Source organism: Egicoccus sp. AB-alg2 (assembly GCF_041821065.1).
Classification (GTDB): domain Bacteria; phylum Actinomycetota; class Nitriliruptoria; order Nitriliruptorales; family Nitriliruptoraceae; genus Egicoccus.
Genome location: NZ_JBGUAX010000005.1, coordinates 369,970 through 387,997, shown reverse-complemented (window position 1 = coordinate 387,997; position 18,028 = coordinate 369,970). Strand labels below are relative to the sequence as shown.

10 protein-coding genes and 2 pseudogenes are annotated in these 18,028 nt (G+C 73.0%); all 12 read left to right on the top strand.

The window, feature by feature from the left end:
* Nucleotides 1-5 precede the first annotated feature (5 nt).
* The 12 genes and pseudogenes from mreC (at nt 6) to ACERM0_RS11590 (ending at nt 17,981) form a co-directional block, all read left to right on the top strand.
* Nucleotides 6-1,007 carry a rod shape-determining protein MreC gene (mreC, locus tag ACERM0_RS11645; protein WP_373678763.1) on the top strand — a complete coding sequence of 334 codons (1,002 nt, stop codon included), beginning with the start codon at nt 6-8 and terminating at the stop codon, nt 1,005-1,007.
* A complete protein-coding gene (gene mreD, locus ACERM0_RS11640; RefSeq protein ID WP_373678762.1) occupies nt 1,004-1,519 on the top strand; it encodes a rod shape-determining protein MreD in 516 nt (171 codons plus the stop codon). Before mreC ends, mreD begins: the two co-directional genes overlap by 4 nt.
* Before the next feature lie 366 nt (nt 1,520-1,885).
* Nucleotides 1,886-3,931 carry a penicillin-binding protein 2 gene (mrdA, locus tag ACERM0_RS11635; protein WP_373678880.1) on the top strand — a complete coding sequence of 682 codons (2,046 nt, stop codon included), beginning with the start codon at nt 1,886-1,888 and terminating at the stop codon, nt 3,929-3,931.
* A 15-nt stretch (nt 3,932-3,946) separates the two neighbouring features.
* Nucleotides 3,947-5,125, top strand: coding sequence for a rod shape-determining protein RodA (gene rodA, locus ACERM0_RS11630; RefSeq protein WP_373678761.1), 1,179 nt, complete (start codon nt 3,947-3,949; stop codon nt 5,123-5,125).
* Nucleotides 5,126-5,129: 4 nt separating this feature from the next.
* A complete protein-coding gene (locus ACERM0_RS11625) occupies nt 5,130-6,275 on the top strand; it encodes a sugar MFS transporter (RefSeq protein WP_373678760.1) in 1,146 nt (381 codons plus the stop codon).
* Between the two features lie 211 nt (nt 6,276-6,486).
* The gene (locus ACERM0_RS11620) at nt 6,487-8,520 is read left to right on the top strand and encodes a TIGR03960 family B12-binding radical SAM protein (RefSeq protein ID WP_373678759.1); all 2,034 of its coding nucleotides are present in this window, start codon (nt 6,487-6,489) and stop codon (nt 8,518-8,520) included.
* 93 nt (nt 8,521-8,613) lie between these two features.
* On the top strand, nt 8,614-9,375 hold the full coding sequence (locus ACERM0_RS11615) for a TIGR03936 family radical SAM-associated protein (protein ID WP_373678758.1): 762 nt from the start codon (nt 8,614-8,616) through the stop codon (nt 9,373-9,375).
* Nucleotides 9,353-11,137: pseudogene (locus ACERM0_RS11610) on the top strand (ribonuclease E/G); the annotation flags it as partial. The gene ACERM0_RS11615 and the pseudogene ACERM0_RS11610, both read left to right, overlap by 23 nt.
* Before the next feature lie 297 nt (nt 11,138-11,434).
* Nucleotides 11,435-11,858 (top strand): annotated as a pseudogene (locus tag ACERM0_RS11605) (ribonuclease E/G); the annotation flags it as partial.
* Between the two features lie 76 nt (nt 11,859-11,934).
* Nucleotides 11,935-14,151, top strand: a complete 2,217-nt coding sequence (locus tag ACERM0_RS11600; protein ID WP_373678757.1) for a diguanylate cyclase domain-containing protein — start codon at nt 11,935-11,937, stop codon at nt 14,149-14,151.
* A gap of 48 nt (nt 14,152-14,199) precedes the next feature.
* Entirely contained in the window at nt 14,200-16,155 is a 1,956-nt protein-coding gene (locus ACERM0_RS11595) for an ABC transporter ATP-binding protein (protein ID WP_373678756.1), read from the top strand.
* Nucleotides 16,152-17,981 carry an ABC transporter ATP-binding protein gene (locus ACERM0_RS11590; RefSeq protein WP_373678755.1) on the top strand — a complete coding sequence of 610 codons (1,830 nt, stop codon included), beginning with the start codon at nt 16,152-16,154 and terminating at the stop codon, nt 17,979-17,981. Before ACERM0_RS11595 ends, ACERM0_RS11590 begins: the two co-directional genes overlap by 4 nt.
* Nucleotides 17,982-18,028: the final 47 nt, after the last annotated feature.

The following is an 18,028-nucleotide window of genomic DNA, read 5'->3' as shown; positions in this document are numbered from 1 at the left end:
CGCCGGTGTTCCAGCGTCGACGTGCGCGTGCGCTGCTCGTCGTCCTCGTCCTGCTGTCGCTGGTGCTCGTCACCGTCGACTTCCGCTCGGGTGACGACGGCCCGCTCGACCGCCTGCGGGGCGGGCTGACGGCCGTGCTCCGCCCGATCCAGGACGGGCTGGTCACGCTCGTGCGCCCGGTCGGGGACGCTGCCGGCTCGGTCGCCGACCTCTTCCGTGCCCGCTCGGAGAACGAGCGGCTGCGCGCCCAGGTCGACGAGCTGCGCGAACGGCGGCGTTCGGTCGCCGACGTCGAGCGCGAGAACGAGGAACTGCGCGAGCTGCTGGGCATGCGCGAGGGGACCGGCGTCGAGGCCGTCGCCGCGCGCGTGGTCGCGCTCGGCCCGACCGGCTTCGAGTGGACGGTCGTCATCGACGTCGGGACCGACGACGGCGTCGAACGCGACATGCCGGTCGTCAACGGCGACGGTCTGGTCGGGCGCGTCATCCAGGTCGAACGCAACGCCGCCCGGGTGCTGCTGGCCATCGACCCCAACTTCGGTGCGCCGGCCCGCCACGCCGCCAACGGCGAGACCGGCACGGTCATCGGCCGCGGGGGTGACCCGATGCTGTTCCAGCCGTTCGACCCGGAGGCGCAGATCGAGGTCGGCGACGAGATCGTCACCTCCGCATACCAGTCCGGCGCGTTCCCCGGCGGCATCCCCATCGGCAGCGTGGCCTCCGTCGGTGAGGTGACCGCCGGGCTCGTCCTCGACGTCCAGATCCAGCCGTTCGTGGACTTCACCCGCATCCACCACGTGCTGGTCGTCACCAGCGAGCCCGTCGTCGAACTGCCGCCGTTCGAACTGTCACCCGACCCGGAGTTCACCCCGCCACCCGGCCCGCCCACCGCGGAACAGGACGAGGGCGACGAAGACGACGACGAGGCGGACCCGGACGCCGACGGGTCCGACGGGTCCGACGGTGACGACGCGGAGGCCCAGGCCGACGACGAGGACGGCACGTGATCCTGCGCGTCCTGGTCGTAGGACTGCTCCTCGTCACCGCCGCGGTCCTGCAGACCGCCCTGTTCCCGTTCTTCACGCTGGCCGGCTTCCGGCCCGACCTGCTGCTGCTCGTGACGCTCGCGGTCGGCCTGCGCGACGGCCCGCTGGCCGGGCTGCGCGTCGGCTTCGCCGCCGGCCTGCTCACCGACCTGCTGGTCAGCGAATCACCCGTCGGGCTCGCCGCACTGGTCTACACCGCCATCGGCTTCACCGTCGGCCTCGCCCGCCCCTACCTGGCGCCCGAGTCCATCACCGCACCGGTCATCCTCGCGTTCCTCTCCGGACTGCTCGGCACCGCCGCCTACGGGGTCGTCGCGCTCCTGCTCGGCGAGGACCGCACCACCCCGCTGATGCTCGCCCAGGCCTCCGTCGCCGTCGCGCTCTACAACACCCTGCTCGCCCCCATCGTCCTCGGCGCGGTGCGCCGCCTGTCCGACCGTTTCCCTTTGAGCGGCCCCGGCGTGCTCGATTGATTCTGCGGCCGGTTCCTTACCTGGGTGTGCACTCTTCCGCGCGCATGGTCGATTCGAACCGTCACCGGCCGCGGTCGGTGTCGCCGATGGCGGGAATGGACACGCGGGCCCGTCACCGGCCGCGGTCCGTGTACCCGGTGGCGTTCAGCCAGGCGCAGCGTTCGGCACGTGGGGGCGAACCGTCACCGGCCGCGCCGTGAAATCTCCGTGAAGGCCGGGGGACGTCGGCGTGCGGCGGGGAACACCGGCCGTCTGCGGTGCGTTTGATCCCCGCTGGTACCGTTCGTGTCGCCGGTCACGAACCGGTCAGCGGGCCCGCGGGTCAGCTCCATCTCCTGCACGCTTTCGCACCCCTCCGTGAGCCGCATGGCGAACAACGACTCCTCGCCCGCACTGCGCCTGACGTTCCTGACGGTCCTCGTGATCGCGCTGTTCGTCGCGCTGTTCTCGCGCCTGTGGTTCCTACAGGTGCTCGCCGGTGACCGCTTCGCCGAGCTGGCCGACGGCAACCGGCTGCGGACCGTCTTCGTCGAGGCGCCCCGCGGCCGCATGCTCGACCGCGACGGCGACGAGCTGGTCAAGAACCGTCCCGCGCTGACCATCAGCGCCGACCGCCAGCTGCTGCTCGACGGCAACGGCGAACCCACCGACGAGACCGCGGAGAAGGTGCTCGAGCGGCTCTCGCAGCTGCTCGACCTCGACCGCGAGGAGATCGTCGGGAGGATGACGAGCCAGCACTACAGCCCGCTCGGCCACATCCCGATCGCCTTCGACGTCACCGAGGAGGTCGTCTTCGCGGTCCGCACCCAGCAGGAGCTGTTCCCCGGCGTCATCGCCGAGGTCCTGCCGGTGCGCACCTACCCGCACGGGCAGTTGGCGGCCCACCTCGTCGGCTACCTCAACCAGATCAGCCAGGAGGAACTGGCCGACCCCGCCTTCGCGGACTACCGCGGCGGCGAGCAGGTCGGCCGCACCGGCCTGGAGAACGTCTACGAGGCCGACCTGCGCGGCCGCTCCGGGCGCCGCACCCTCGAGGTGACCGCGCGCAACACGGTCGTCGACGTCGTCCGCGAGACCGAGCCGCAGCCCGGCAACGACCTTGTGACCTCCCTCGACCTCGACCTCCAGCAGGCCGTGGAGACCCTGCTCGAGGACGGCATCGTCGCCAGCCGCGAGGACATCCACACCTACAGCGGCCGCAACCTGCCGTCGGTGGCCGGCTCCGCGGTCGTGCTGGAGGCGCAGACCGGTCGCGTGCTCGCCATGGCCTCCTACCCGACCTTCGACCCCAGCGAGTTCGTCGGCGGGCTGTCCACCGAGTACGCGCGCTACCTGTTCCCGAACCTCGCCGAGGGCGACGAGGACACCCACGCGCCGATGCTCAACCGGGCCATCCAGGGCGAGTACCCGCCCGGCTCGGTGTTCAAGACCGTCACCGGCGCGGCCTACATGGAGGCCGGGCTCGTCGGCCCCAACACGCCGGTGGACTGCCCGGGCAGCTACTCCGTCGGCGGGATCACGTTCCGCAACTGGAACCCCGCCGCCGAGGGGGCCATGGCCCTCGACCGGGCGCTGATGCGCTCGTGCGACACCTACTTCTACGAGCTGGCCTACCGCCAGTGGCAGCGCGAGCAGAACCAGGACGAGCCGGACGAGATCCTGCCGCAGGTCGCCGAGCGCTTCGGCTTCGGCAAGCGCCTCGGCATCGACCTGCCGTCGGAGCTCGCCGGCCACATCCCCAGCCGCGAGCTCAAGTACAACAACTGGCTCGAGCGGCGCGACCTGTGGTGCGCCCAGGCCGAGGAGGCCGAGCCGGGCTCGTACCGGCGGGCCGTGCTGGAGGACAACTGCACCTCCGGTGGCACGTGGCGTGGTGGAGACGCCGTCAACACCTCCATCGGGCAGGGCGAGATCCTCGTGACGCCGCTGCAGATCGCGGCCCACTACGCCGCGATCGCCAACGGCGGCACCCTCTACCAGCCGCTGCTCGGGCGGCAGGTCGTCACGCCCACCGGCGAGGTCGTGCGCGAGATCGAGGCGGAGACGATCAGCGAACTCGACCTCGACGACGCCGAGATGGCCGCGATCCAGCGCGGCCTGCGCGACGTCGTGATGCACGAGCGCGGCACCGCCCACGGCGCGTTCACGCGCGGCACGCCGTTCCCGCTCGACGAGATCCCGGTCGCGGGCAAGACCGGCACCGCCGAGCTGAAGCCGAAGGTGCCCTACGCCTGGTTCGCCGCCTACGCCCCGGCCGACGACCCCGAGTACGTCGTGGTCGTCAACGTCGAGGAAGGCGGCGGCGGCTCACAGACGGCCGCGCCCATCGCCCGCAACATCTTCGAGCACCTGTTCGACATCACCGACGCCGAGGACGCCGAGTTCGAAGCCGGCGACGCCATCTACGACTGACGGGAGGGGGTGAGCATGGAGGTCGGATTCGGCCAGGACCGCGCCGAGAAGATGATGCGCGAGCGCGTCCAGGCCCGCTGGATGGACGCCTACGCGCCGGTGAAGCACCTCGACCCGATCCTGGTGCTCACCGCCCTGGCGCTGACCGGCCTCGGCCTGGTCATGATCTACAGCGCCAAGCTGGCGGCCCTCCAGCAGCAGGGCCTGCCGTCGACGCTGTACGTCAGCCGGCAGCTGATGGCGCTGGTGCTCGGCATCGTCGTCCTGGTCGGGGCCGCGGTCATCGACTACCGCCATCTGCGCAGCTACGCCGCGGTGCTCTACGTCGCGTCGCTGGCGTTCCTGGTGCTGGTGCTCACCCCGCTGGGCACGGCCCGGGGTGGCTCGCAGCGCTGGATCGTGCTGGGCGGCTTCCAGCTCCAGCCCTCCGAGGTCGCCAAGGTCGCCGTCCTGGTCGCGGTCGCCGCCTGGATCCACGAACGCCGGGGCGAACCGTGGCTGCCCACGGTCGGGATCTCCCTCGTGCTGACCCTGCTCCCGATGGGACTGGTCTTCCTCCAGCCCGACCTCGGCACCTCGATCGTGTTCGTGTGGTTGCTCGCGATCCTGTTCCTGGTGGGCAGCGTGCCGGCCCGCTACCTGATCGCCCTGGGGGCCGCCGGCATCGGCGCGATCGTCTTCGCCCTCACCCAGGACCTGCTCGACCAGTACCAGCTCAACCGGCTGACCGCGTTCGCGCGCGCCGGTGACCCGAGCCTGGACCGCACCCTGCGGTTCCAGACCGAACAGTCCGAGATCGCCATCGGCTCCGGGCAGGTGTTCGGCAAGGGCCTGTTCCAGGGCACGCAGACCGCGCTGGCGTTCGTGCCGGAGAACCACACCGACTTCATCTTCACGGTCGTCGGCGAGGAGTTCGGTTTCCTCGGCGCCAGCGTGGTGCTCGCCCTGTTCCTGATCCTGATCTGGCGTGGGCTGCGGATCGCGGTGCTGTCCAAGGACCTGTTCGGGACGCTGCTCGCGTCGGGCGTCGTCGCCATGCTGGCCCTGCAGGTGTTCATCAATGTGGGCATGAACGTCGGCATCATGCCCGTGACCGGCATCCCGCTGCCGTTCGTCAGCTACGGCGGCACCTCGCTGATCGTGTGGTTCGGCCTGATCGGACTGCTCCTCAACGTCCACATGCGACGGTTCTGATCACTTGACCGCCACCCGACTGCCGACGGAGCCCCCGCGGTTCCGACTGTCGAGGACCGCGCTGGCCGGCGGCTTCCTCGGCTTCTTCGTGTCCGGCGGCGTGGCCGCGCTGTACGGCCCGTCGGCGCCGGCGTTCCGACGCCTGTTCGACGTCAGCGAGTTCGTCTCCGGCCTGCCCGCGTCGGTCCACCCGCTGGCCGCGATGGTGGGCGTGCTCACCTGGGCCGCCGTCAGCCGGCGTGGCGGCCGGGCACGATTGCTCGGACTGGGCGTGGCCGTCCTGGGCGTCGGCGGGCTGGCGGCCGCCGCCGCACCGTCGATGCTGCTGGTGCTGGCGGCCACCGTCGTGCTGGGCGCGGGTTTCGGGTTGCTGTCCAACGGCATGAACTCGGTCTATCCGCGCGACACCGGCCGCCGCACGCCGATGGTCGTCGCCTGCATGCACGGCGTCTTCGGGGTCGGTGCCGTCAGCCTGCCGCTGCTGCTGTCGGTGGCCGGCCACCGTGTGGCGTTCGCGGTCGTCGGCGTGGCGGCGCTCGCCGCGATCCCCTTGATGAGGACCACCTCGACGCCGCCGCGCCCCGCCATGGACCCGATGGGCCGGACGGCGCCGCGCCGGCACGTCGTGGCGTTCTCGCTCGTGTTCGGCCTGTACGTGGCCGCGGAGGCGGCCACCGCCACGTGGCTGGCGACCTACGTCGAGTTCCGCGGCTGGGACGCGGGCGCCGCGGCACGGTGGACGTCCGGGTTCTGGCTGGCGATCACCGGGGGGCGGTTCCTGTTCGCCCTGGTGCTCGCGCGCGTGCGTCCCGGCCGTCTCGTGCAGGTCGTCCTGCCGCTGGCCGCGATCGCGCTGGCGCTGGCGAGCGTGCCCGCCCTGGCGCCCTACGCGTTCGTGGCCGCCGGCTTGTGCTTCGCGCCGGTGTTCCCGACCGCCATGGTGTGGCTGCCCCGGGCGCTGCCGGACGCGGCCGGTGCGACCACCGCGGCGGTGCTCGCGGCGCTGGTCGGGGCCAGCGTCACGCCCTTCGTCGTCGGGGCCGTCGGCTCGGCGCTGGGGCTGGCCACGATCCCGCTCAGCCTGGCGGCCGTGGCGCTGCTCGCCAGCGGCGTCGCGCTGGCGATCGGCCGGCGCTTCGGGCCCGGCTGACGGCCGTCCGGCGATCGGCACGGCCCCGGCGTGACGGGCGCGTGGCCGGCCGCGTGCGGCCCGGGAGGCCGTTGGTACGCTGCCACCGACGTTCGGACCCCGGCTCCGTGGCGCACGTCGCCGACACCCGGGGTTTCCGCCTCTCGGGTGCGCCGCCGACGTCCACCACGTCCGGGTCCGGCCGCACCCTCCACCCGGTCCCGGAGGCCTCATGCTCGGCACCGCGCCGACGATGTCCGTCCCGGCCACGCCCGCACGCGGGGCGCGGGCCGCCTTCCGTCGTCCAGGTGACGCCGCCACGGTGCCGCCCGGCTACTACGAGGTGCTCGAGCCGCTGCTGCCGCAGGTGCGCAAGCCGGCCCAGTACGTCGGGGGTGAGCACAACCAGGTCGTCACGCCCTGGCTGGCGGCGCAGACCCGCTGGCTGCTGTGCTACCCCGACACCTATGAGGTGGGCCAGCCCAACCAGGGCATCCAGATCCTCTACGAGCTCCTCAACGAGCGCGCCACCGCCCTGGCCGAGCGGGCGTACGCGCCGTGGACCGACCTCGAGGCGCTGATGCGCGAGCAGGGGATCCCGGCGTTCTCGCTGGAGTCGCACCGGCCGGTGTGGGCCTTCGACGTCTTCGGGGTGTCCCTGCCGCACGAGCTCGGGCACACCAACCTGCTGAACCTGCTCGACCTCGGTGGCGTGCCGATCCACGCCGACCGGCGCACCGCCGAGGACCCGATCGTGCTGGTCGGGGGACACGCCGCCTACAACCCCGAGCCGCTCGCGCCGTTCGTCGACGCGGCCGTGATGGGCGACGGCGAGCAGGTCACGCTGGAGATCGACGACGTCGTGCGGGCCTGGAAGGCCGCCGGCGGCAGCGACCGCCGCCAGCTGCTTCGCGAGCTGGCCCGGGTCGAGGGCGTCTACGTCCCGGCCTTCTACGAGCCGCGCTACACGCCGGACGGGCGACTGAAGCAGACCGTCCCGATCGAGTCGGGCGTCCCGACCATCGTGCCCAAGCGCACGATCCAGGACCTCGAGGAGTGGCAGTACCCGCAGAAGCAGATCGTCCCCATGACGGAGACGGTCCACGAGCGCTTCAGCGTGGAGATCTTCCGTGGCTGCACGCGCGGCTGCCGGTTCTGCCAGGCCGGCATGATCACCCGCCCCGTCCGCGAGCGCCGCCCGGAGACGATCCAGAAGCTGGTCGAGGAGGGCGTCCGCAACACCGGCTTCGAGGAGGTCGGGCTGCTGTCGCTGTCCTCCGCCGACCACTCCGCGATCGGACCGGTGGCGCGTGACCTCGCCGACGCCTACGAGGGCACGGTCACCTCGCTGTCGCTGCCCTCGACGCGCGTCGACGCGTTCAACGTGACGCTGTCCAACGAACTGTCGCGCAACGGCCGGCGCACCGGCCTCACGTTCGCGCCCGAGGCCGGCTCCGAGCGGATGCGCGCCGTCATCAACAAGATGGTGTCCGAGGCGGACCTGCTGCGTACGGCCGAGGTCGCGTTCAGCGAGGGATGGCGGCACATCAAGCTCTATTTCATGGTGGGGCTGCCGACCGAGCGCGACGAGGACGTCCTCGCGATCGCCGACCTCGGGATCAAGACCTACGAGATCGCGCGCCGTCACGGCCGTGCCAACAAGGTGACCATCTCCGTCGGCGGGTTCGTGCCCAAGCCGCACACCCCCTTCCAGTGGGCCGCGCAGGACTCGCCCGAGGAGATCAAGCGCAAGCTGTCGCTGATCCGCCACGCCATCAAGGACCACGGCGGCCTGAAACTGCGCACCAACGACCCCGAGGAAGGGGTCATCGAAGGCCTGCTCGCGCGCGGTGACCGCCGGGTCGCCGCGGCCGTGGAGCGCGCCTGGCGCCTGGGCGCCCGGTTCGACGGCTGGCACGAGATGCCGACCCTCGACACCTGGCGGCAGGCCATGGCGGAGACCGACGTCTCGCTCGAGTGGTACAGCCACCGCGAGCGCGACGAGAAGGAAGCCCTGCCCTGGGACCACCTCGACAGCGGCCTGGAGAAGTCCTGGCTGTGGGAGGACTGGCAGGACGCGCGGTCGGACAAGCAACTCGACGACTGCCGCTGGTCCCCTTGCTACGACTGCGGCGTGTGCCCCGGTCTGAGCATCCAGCACGACACCGGCTACACCGGCGGCTTCCAGCTTCCCGTGCTGCCGTCGCACCTGGGCGGCAAGGACACCCTTCCGACCACCCCCGAACGCTACGCCTCCGGCGGCTAGGGTCCCGCCGCGTCCCGCTCTTGGGGCGCGGAGCACCCCGACACCGTCGGCTGGGTGCGGCGAGGTGCCGCACCCCGACGACCTGGAGGACCCGTGCAGCAGCAACGGATCCGCATCCGGTGGACCAAGACCGGTCGCACGCGCTTCGTCTCGGCGCGCGACCTGACGTCCATCTGGGAGCGGGCGCTGCGCCGGGTCGACCTCCCGATCGCCTATTCCGAGGGGTTCACACCCCACGCGAAGGTGTCGTTCCCCGATGCGCTGTCGGTGGGCTACCAGTCCACCGGTGAGTACGCGGAGTTGACCTTCGCCGTGCCGATCGTCCCGGCCCGGGACCTGGCACGACTGTCCGCGACCCTCCCCGAGGGCATGGACATCACGACCTTCCTGGAAGTGCCCGATGGCGCGCCGAAGCTGGCGCGCATGCTTCGGGCCACGCTCTGGGAGCAGGAATGGCTCAGTGCCGATGCCGCCGCCCTGGCGGACCTGCTCCGGCGACGCGGCGACGAGCTGCTCGCGGCCGAGCACGCCGAGGTCGTCCGACACCGCCCTGACGGCGACCGGACGATCGACGTGCGACCCGCGGTACTCGCCCTCGCCGTCTCGCACCGCGCCGAGCCCGGCGGCAACGACGCCGCGGCCGGCGTGCGCACCGTCCTGCGTGCGGTGCTCCGCAACGACGGCCCCACCGTTCGACCCCACGACCTGCTGTCCGCGCTCTCGCACGGCGACGTCGCCGACCCGCCGACCACCCGACGGGTGGCACAGGGCGAGCACGTGCCCGAGGGACTGCGTGAGGCCCTCAGTGGCCAGGTCGAACCGTTGGCCCTGGATGTCGATGCGGAGGCCGCCTGACCAAGCGAGCCACCAAGTGACCGACCCGACCGATCGAGACATCCCCGGCACCGAGGAGTCCAAGGAAAGCCCCACCCGCAGTCGCTCCCGCTCCCGCAGCAGCGCCTCCACGTCGCGTACCCGCACGCGCCGTCGCTCGACCGATGCGGCGCCGGCCGACCGCGACACCGCCTCGGAGTCGCCCGCGGCAGCCGAGGCGCCGACGAAGGACCGTGCCGAGGACGCGCCCGGCCGCGGGTCCGAGGACCAGTCCGGCGGGCAGGCCACCTCCGCCGGCGCCGAGGGTGACCGGACCGACGCCGCCGACGGCGACGACGCCTCCCGTTCGCGCAGCCGTGGCGGGCGAGGCCGTAAGGGCGGGCGCCGTTCGCCGTCCGCGGCCGACCGTGACGCGGCGGACGCGCCCGACGACGCCGGGGTGAAGCGCGACGCCGGCGCGAAGGGCGACGGCGCGAAGGGCGGCGGCGCGAAGGGCGACGACCTCGCGAAGGGCGACGCCGACGTGGCCGGCGACGGCGCCGGGGCGGCCGCCGACGCCCGGCAGGACCGCGATCCGTCGTCGGACGGCGAGGACGACGGCGAGTCCGGCGGCAGCGGACGCCGCCGACGGCGCCGCGGCCGGCGTGGCCGCGGTGGCCGTGGGCGCGGCCGCGGCGGCAACGGCGGGGCCGGTGCCGAGGCGGAGGCAGGCAAGGACACCAGCGGCGACGACGACGCCGCCTCGGCCGACGACGCCCGCGACGACGGCGCTGGCGAGAAGAAGCGCGGGAAGGCCGCGGGGGAGCGGTCCGATCGCGGCGATGGCGCGAGCAAGGACGACGCCGGCAACGGCGGCGGCACCGACGACGAGTCCGTCGAGGCCGCGATGGCCAAGGGCGGCACCCGCCTGGCCGCGAAGCGCTCCCGTCGCAGCAACGGCGGCAACGGCTCGCGCGGCGGCAACGGCCGCGGTCGCTCCCAGCGCCCCGGCGGCGTGCCCGAGGAGGTGCGCCGGGCGATCCTGGAGGGGCCGCCTCGGACCATGCTCGTGACGGCCCGCAAGGACCGCACGCAGATCGCGGTCCTGGAGGACCGCACCGTCGTGGAGCACTACGTCACCCGCAAGGAGGACGTGACCTACGTCGGCAACATCTACATGGCACGCGTGCAGAACGTGCTGCCCGGGATGGAGGCCGCGTTCCTCGACATCGGCAAGGGCCGCAACGGCGTCCTGTACGCCGGCGAGGTGCTCTACGACGAGCTCGACCTCGAGGAGGGCGACGAGGAACGCATCGAGAACGTGCTCAAGCCGGGTCAGAAGGTGCTCGTGCAGGTCACCAAGGACCCGATGGGCTCCAAGGGCCCGCGCCTGACCATGCACCTGTCCCTCGCTGGCCGCTACATGGTCCTGGCGCCCAACTCCGACCTGTTCGGCATCTCGCGCAAGCTCACCGACCGCGAGCGCGACCGCCTGCGCAAGGTCGTCAAGAAGGTCAAGCCGACCGAGCACGGCGTCATCGTGCGCACCGCGGCCGAGGGTGCCACCGACGAGCAGATCACGGCCGACCTCGAACGGCTGCTGGCCAAGTGGCAGCGCGTCGAGGAAGCCGCGGACAAGGCCAAGGCCCTGACCGCGGTCTACGAGGAGCCGCCGCTGGTCGTCAAGGTCATCCGGGACAACTTCGGGCCCGAGTTCGAGCGCTGCATCGTCGACGACGAGGACCTCTACCACCAGGTCCGCGACTACCTCGACGAGGTCGCCCCGGAGCTGCTCGACAAGGTCGAGCTGTACGGCGCCCCCACCACCGACGCCCGCGCCAAGGCCGCCGGTGCCCCGTCGGCGGACGGCGCCAGCGCCGCCGACGACGCCGAGGCCGAGGCCGCACCCGGCCGCGGCGACGCCGAGGCAGCCGGCGACGGCAAGGCCGGCGAGGGGCAGGCCGACGACCAGAGCGCCGGCGACGGCGGGCCGACCGCCGACGGCGAGGCTCGGCCAGCTGCCGGGACCATCGACCTCGAGGCCGCACGCGAACGCCGCAAGGACCTCCCGGCGCTGTTCGAGGCCTACGACGTCTCCGACCAGCTGCGCAAGGCGATGGGCAAGAAGGTCTGGCTGCCCTCCGGTGGCTACCTCATCATCGAGACCACCGAGGCGATGAAGGTCATCGACGTCAACACCGGCAAGTTCACCGGTGGCAGCGACACCAACCTCGAGGAGGTCGTGCTCAAGACCAACCTCGAGGCCGCCGACGAGATCGTCCGCCAGCTGCGCCTCCGCGACATGGGCGGGATCATCGTCATCGACTTCATCGACATGTTGCTCAAGTCCAACCAGGAACAGGTCGTGCGTCGCCTCAAGCGCGAACTGCTGCGCGACCGGACAAAGACCCGCGTCTCCGACGTCTCCAAGCTCGGCCTCGTCCAGATGACCCGCAAGAACGTCAGCCAGGGCCTCGTGGAATCCTTCAGCCACACCTGCAAGGAGTGCGAAGGCCGCGGCCTCGTCAGCGAACTGGAGTGACGCTCTTCCTGCCGCCGGTTCCTCGTCGGCCTCGGCGGGGAACCGGCGGCTGGCGGGCCGTGACCGTCACCAGCGGCGGCGCTGCGGCCGTGACCGTCACCGGCGGCGGGCGCTGCGCGCGCCGGTCCGTGGCCGTTGCTGACGCAAGCGACCTCGCGGCCGACGGGTGCCTCGACGTGGTCGGACGACCGGGGGCGGCGGCCATGACGGGCGAGCGCGACGGACGGGACACGGCGGGCATCACGACCCGCCTCGTCCTCGCGTACGTCCGCCGCCACGGCGGCGAACAGGCGGTGCACGACGTCCTCGCCCTCGCCGGCGTCCCCCACACCCAGGCCGAACTCGAGGACGAGCGGACCTGGTCCACCTACGAGACCAAGGTCGCGCTGTTCACGGCGGCCGACGCGGTGCTCGGCGACCCCGACGTGGGTCGCCACGTCGGCGAGGCACTCCTGGACGAGCAGGTCGGCGCTGCGCTGCGGCTGGTCATCGGCGCACTCGGCAGCCCGCAACAGGTCCTGCGCAGCGTCGCCAAGGCCCAGGTCAAGTTCTCCGCCAGCGCCACGATGCACGCCCGCGACGTCGGTCGCGGGCACGGCACGGTCGCCTACCGACTGCACCCGCCGCGCGCGCCCAGTCGCTACGACTGCGACTACACGCGCGGCCTGCTCACGCAGGTGACGGTGCTGTTCGGGCTCCCGCCGGCGCGGATCGAGCACCGCGAGTGCCAGGTCGCCGGCGCCGACGCCTGCGTCTTCGAGATGGCGTGGAACCCGCGGCGGCGTCTGGGCGGCCGGCGGGCGGTCGACCCGGCGGCGACCTTCGAGCTCGCGGCGCTGCGCGAACAGGTCGTGGACCTGCAGCGCACGGTCGCCGACCTGGTCTCCTCGGACGACCTCGACGAGGTGCTCGGTCGCATCGCCACGCGCGCGAGCGCCGCCGTCCGTGCGCAGCGCTACCTGCTGGCCGTCGACCTGCCCAGCGAGGACGCGCCGCGCGTGATCGGCGACGGCTTCGACCCGGCCCGCGCCGCCGAGCTCGGTCGCCGACTGCTCGCCGGGGCCGACGAGGTGGCCGGCCCCGAGCGGCTGACCGCCGAGGTCACCGCCGCCGGCGTGCGCTACGGCTGGCTCGCCGCGGAGCTGCCGGAGGGCGAGGGGTTCCTGCCGGCCGAGCAGGACCAGCTCGACGCCTACGCCGGTCTGGCCGCCACGGCTCTTACCCGTGCCCGTGCGCTGGCCGACGCCCGTGCCCGCGGCGCCCGGGCCGAGGCGCTGCTGGAACTGGCGCACGGGCTCGCACAGGAGCACACCGAGCTGGGCGCGGCCCGCCGGGTCGCCGAGGCGATCCCCACGGTCGTCGGCGCGGAGCGGTCGGCGCTGCTGCTGTGGGACGAGACCGCCGCTTGCCTGCGCGCGACCGCCGTGCACGGCTTCGGCGACAAGACCGAGGCGCTGCTGGCCCTCACGGTCGACGTCGACGACACGCCGCTGGTCGCCGAGGCGCTGCGGGACTGGCGGCCGCGGGTGCTGGCCGCGACCGACGACGACCCCTGGATCCGGACCACGCTCACGCTCTTCGACGCCGAGGTGGCGCTCGCCGCGCCCATCACCGTGCACGGCACCTACCTCGGCGCCGTCTACGCGTGCTGGACCCGCCGGACCGGGGCACCCGTCGGCGACGAGGGCACCCGCCGGGCGCTCAGCAGCCTCGCCGACCAGGCCGGCACCGCCATCTCCGGGCTGCGCCTGCTCGCCGAGGCACGCCACGCCGCCACGCACGACGCGCTGACGGGCCTGGCCAACCGCGTGCTGTTCGCCAGCCACCTCGACCAGGCCATCGCGGGCGGCGTCGCCTCGCGTGCCAGCGCCGACGCGGTCTGCTTCATCGACCTCGACGCCTTCAAGGGCGTCAACGACCGCCACGGCCACGCCGTCGGCGACGAACTGCTGGTCGCCGTCGCCGCCCGGATCCGGGCGACGGTCCGCGCCGGCGACGTCGTCGCGCGGCTGTCGGGCGACGAGTTCGGGGTGCTCCTGCGGCGGCTGCGCACGCGGCAGGACGCCGAGGTGGTCGCCGCCGCGCTCGTGGACGCCCTCGCCGAGCCGTTCGCGCTGCGCACCACCGAGGTGCGGATCGGTGGCAGCGTCGGGGTGGCCTTCGTGGCCGACGGTGCCGACGCCGAGGACCTGCTGCGGCGGGCCGACGAGGCGATGTACGCCGCCAAGGCCGAGCGTGGCACCTATCGCCTGGCATTCGACGGTTGCCGAACCTGACGTCGTGGCCGTCGAGAGGCGTCGAACCCACCGGGTAGTCTCGCTCGGGTGAGCGCCGTGACCTCCCGCCCGACCCCACGCGCCCGCGACGGCATCGTCCGTCGCGGCGCCGTCGTGATCGCCCAGGCCCTGCGGTCGGCCCCCAAGCCGTTCGCCTGGGGCATGGGCGGCTCCGCCGTGTACGCCGGGATGACGGTCGCTTCGTCGCTCGTGCTCGGGTGGGTGACCGACAACGTCATCCTGCCGGCCTTCGACGCCGGCCAGGTCGACCGCGGCCTGGTCGCGACGGCGATGGCCGCGATCGTCGCCGTCGCCACCCTCAAGGCGATCGGCGTGTTCGGGCGCCGCTTCGGTGCCTACGTGGCCCAGTACGGCCTGCAGGCCGACTACCGCCGCAGGGTGACGCGTCGCTACCTGGAACTGCCGATCGCCTGGCACCGTCGCCACCCGACCGGCGAACTGCTGTCCAACGCCAACGCGGACGTGGAGTCGGCCTTCTTCGTCGCCGCCCCGCTGCCGATGGCGTTCGGGGCGTCGCTGCTGCTCGTGATCACCGCTGGCCTGCTGGTGTTCACCGACCCGTTCCTGGCGGCGATCGGCTTCTCGGTCGGTCCCCTGCTCGGCCTGGCGAACTGGTACTACCAGCGCAAGATGCGCTACGCCGCCACCGTGGCGCAGCAGGCCCGCGCAGACGTGTCCGAGGTTGCCCACGAGTCGTTCGACGCGGCCCTGGTCGTGAAGACGATGGGCCGGGAGGCCGCCGAGGCCGACAAGTTCCGCGGCATCTCCGAGGACCTGCGCGACAAGATGATCGTGGTCGGGCGCCTGCGGGCCTTCTTCGACCCCGTCATCGAGGCGCTGCCCAACGTCGGCATCCTGCTCGTGCTGCTGGTCGGCTCCATGCGCGTGCGCGACGGCGCCATCAACGCCGGAGCGCTCATCACGTTCGCCTACCTGTTCCGACTGGTCGCCCTGCCCATCCGCGTCTTCGGGTGGCTGCTGGGCGAACTGCCCCGCGCCATCGTGGGCTGGGACCGTGTGCAGCGCGTGCTGACCGCCGTCGGCGACATGGTCTACGGCCGCCACCGCGACACCCGCGACGGCGGGGCGCGCACCGGGCTGGACGACGTCAGCTACCTGCACCCGAGCAGCGACCGCGAGGACCTGTCGGCGGGCAGCCCCGACCTCGCCGCCGGCCGGCCCGAGGTGGAACCGGTCGCCGGCCAGACCCCGCCCCAGGCCGGCGAGGCCCTCGACCTCGAGGGACCGACCACCCGCGGCGTCGAGGGGGTGACCTTCGACGTCGAGGCGGGCCGCACCGTCGCGCTGGTCGGCCCCACCGGGTCGGGCAAGTCGACCGTCGCCGCCCTGCTGGTGCGGCTCTACGACCCCGACCGGGGCGTGGTCAGCTTCGACGGTCGCGACGTGCGCGACCTCGATCGCGACCGGCTGGCCAGCGACGTCGCGATCGTGTTCCAGGAGGCGTTCCTCTTCGACGACACCGTGCGCGAGAACATCACGCTCGGGGGCGACTACACCGACGCCGAGGTCGAGGCGGCCGCCCGGCTCGCCCAGGCCCACGACTTCGTGATGAAGCTCGACGCGGGCTACGACACCGAGGTGGGCGAGCGCGGCGCCAGCCTGTCCGGCGGTCAGCGCCAGCGGATCGCGCTGGCCCGGGCCCTCATCCGCAAGCCGCGGCTGCTGGTGCTCGACGACGCCACCTCTGCCGTCGACCCGTCGGTGGAGTCGGAGATCCTGCGCGGGCTGTCCGACGCCGCCCTGCCCTCGACCGTGATCGTCGTCGCCTACCGGCGCGGGTCGATCGCCCTGGCCGACGAGGTCGTGTTCGTCCGCGACGGCCGCATCGACGGGCGCGGCAGACACGACGACCTGCTGCGCGAGGTGCCCGCGTACGCCGCCCTCGTCACCGCCTACGAGGAGCAGGCCCGCGAGGCGGACGCCGAACGCCGCCAGCACGCCGGGGACGGGGTCGTCCGATGAGCGCGACCACGACACCGCCGCGCGCCCCCGGGGACCAGCACGTCGACGGGGCCTGGAGGACGCTGGTCAGGGGCATCTCGCTGAGCCCGGAGCTGCGCATCGGGCTGCCGGGCACGCTGCTGCTCGCGCTGGTCGCGACCGCCGGCCGGGCCATCGTGCCGATCGCCGTGCAGCGCACCATCGACGACGGCCTGGGCGGCACCGGCGGCGGTGTCGACATCGCCGCCGTCGCCAACGCGGTCGTGCTGGCCGGCGTCGCCGTCGTGGTCACCGCGCTCGCCAGCGGCTGGATGAACTGGCGCCTGGCCAGCGTGGTGGAGACGGCGCTGTCCAACCTGCGCGTCCGGGCGTTCCGCCACATCCACGACCTGTCGATGCTCCACCAGGCGACCCAGCAGCGCGGCACGCTGACCGCACGGGTGACGACCGACATCGACGAGATCAGCCGGTTCATGCAGTGGGCCGGCCTGAACCTCATCACCGCCACCGGGCAGCTGACCGTCTCCTTGCTGGTGATGCTGTACTACTCGTGGCAGCTGACGGTCGTCGTGCTGGTCGTGTTCGTGCCGTTCCTGTTCGCCGCGCGCTGGTTCCAGGTCCGGCTCACCACGGCGTACCTGGCCGTGCGCGAGCGGGTCGGCCGGATGCTCGGGGCGCTCGCGGAGACGGTCGTCGGCGCCCCGGTCGTGCGTGCCTACGGCATCGAACGTCGCACCCAGCGGCGCCTGGACGAGCGCATCGAGGACCACCGCCGGGCCGCGCTGCGGGCCGGCAAGCTCTCCGCCGTGTTCTCCGGCAGCGGCGAGGTGTTCGCCGGTATCGCGACGGCCGCGGTCGTGCTCGCCGGCGTCGTCCTCGGCGTCGACGACCAGGTCACGCCGGGCACCGTGCTGGCGTTCCTGTTCCTCATCGCGCTGTTCGTCGAGCCGGTGCTGATGGCGACCGAGGTCATCAACGAGGGGCAGACTGCCGTGGCCGGCTGGCGCCGCGTCCTCGACGTCCTCGACCTCGACCCCGACGTCGCCGACCCGGGCGAGGAGGGCGTCGAGCTGCCGAAGGGCCCGATCGGGGTCACGTTCGAGCACGTGTCGTTCCGCTACCCGCGGCCCGGTGAGACGGGCCGCAACGCCACCGGCCCGCAGGTGCTGCACGACGTCCACCTCGACATCGCCCCCCAGACCCGCGTCGCCGTGGTCGGCGAGACCGGGTCGGGCAAGACCACCTTCGCGAAGCTGCTCACCCGCCTGATGGACCCCTCCGAGGGGCGCGTGCTGCTGGCGGGCACCCCGCTCGACCGGGTGCGCTTCGACTCGCTGCGCCGCCGCGTCGTGATGGTGCCGCAGGACGGCATGCTGTTCGACGGGACCATCGCCGACAACGTGCGGCAGGGGCGCCCGTCGATCGACGACGAGGACCTCGAGCTCGCGATGGTGGAGCTCGGCCTGGCCGACTGGGTCGCGGAGCTGCCCCAGCACCTGCGGACACCGGTCGGCGAGCGGGGCAACGCGCTGTCGGCCGGCGAGCGCCAACTGGTCGCGCTGGCGCGCGCCTACGTCGCCAACCCCGACCTGCTGGTGCTCGACGAGGCCACCTCGGCGGTGGACCCGGCCACCGAGGTCCGCCTGCAGCGGGCGCTGGTGGGCCTCACCAGCGGGCGCACCACCATCACGATCGCCCACCGGCTGTCGACCGCGGAGGCCGCCGACGAGGTGCTGGTGTTCGACGCCGGCCGGGTGGTCGAGCGCGGCCCGCACCGCGAGCTCGTCGACGCGGGCGGCGTCTATGCCGGGCTCCACGCCAGCTGGCGGGCCGGCACCTCCAGCTGATCCTCGCCGTGCCGTGGGCCGGTGCCGGGGCCGCCCGGGCGCTGGCT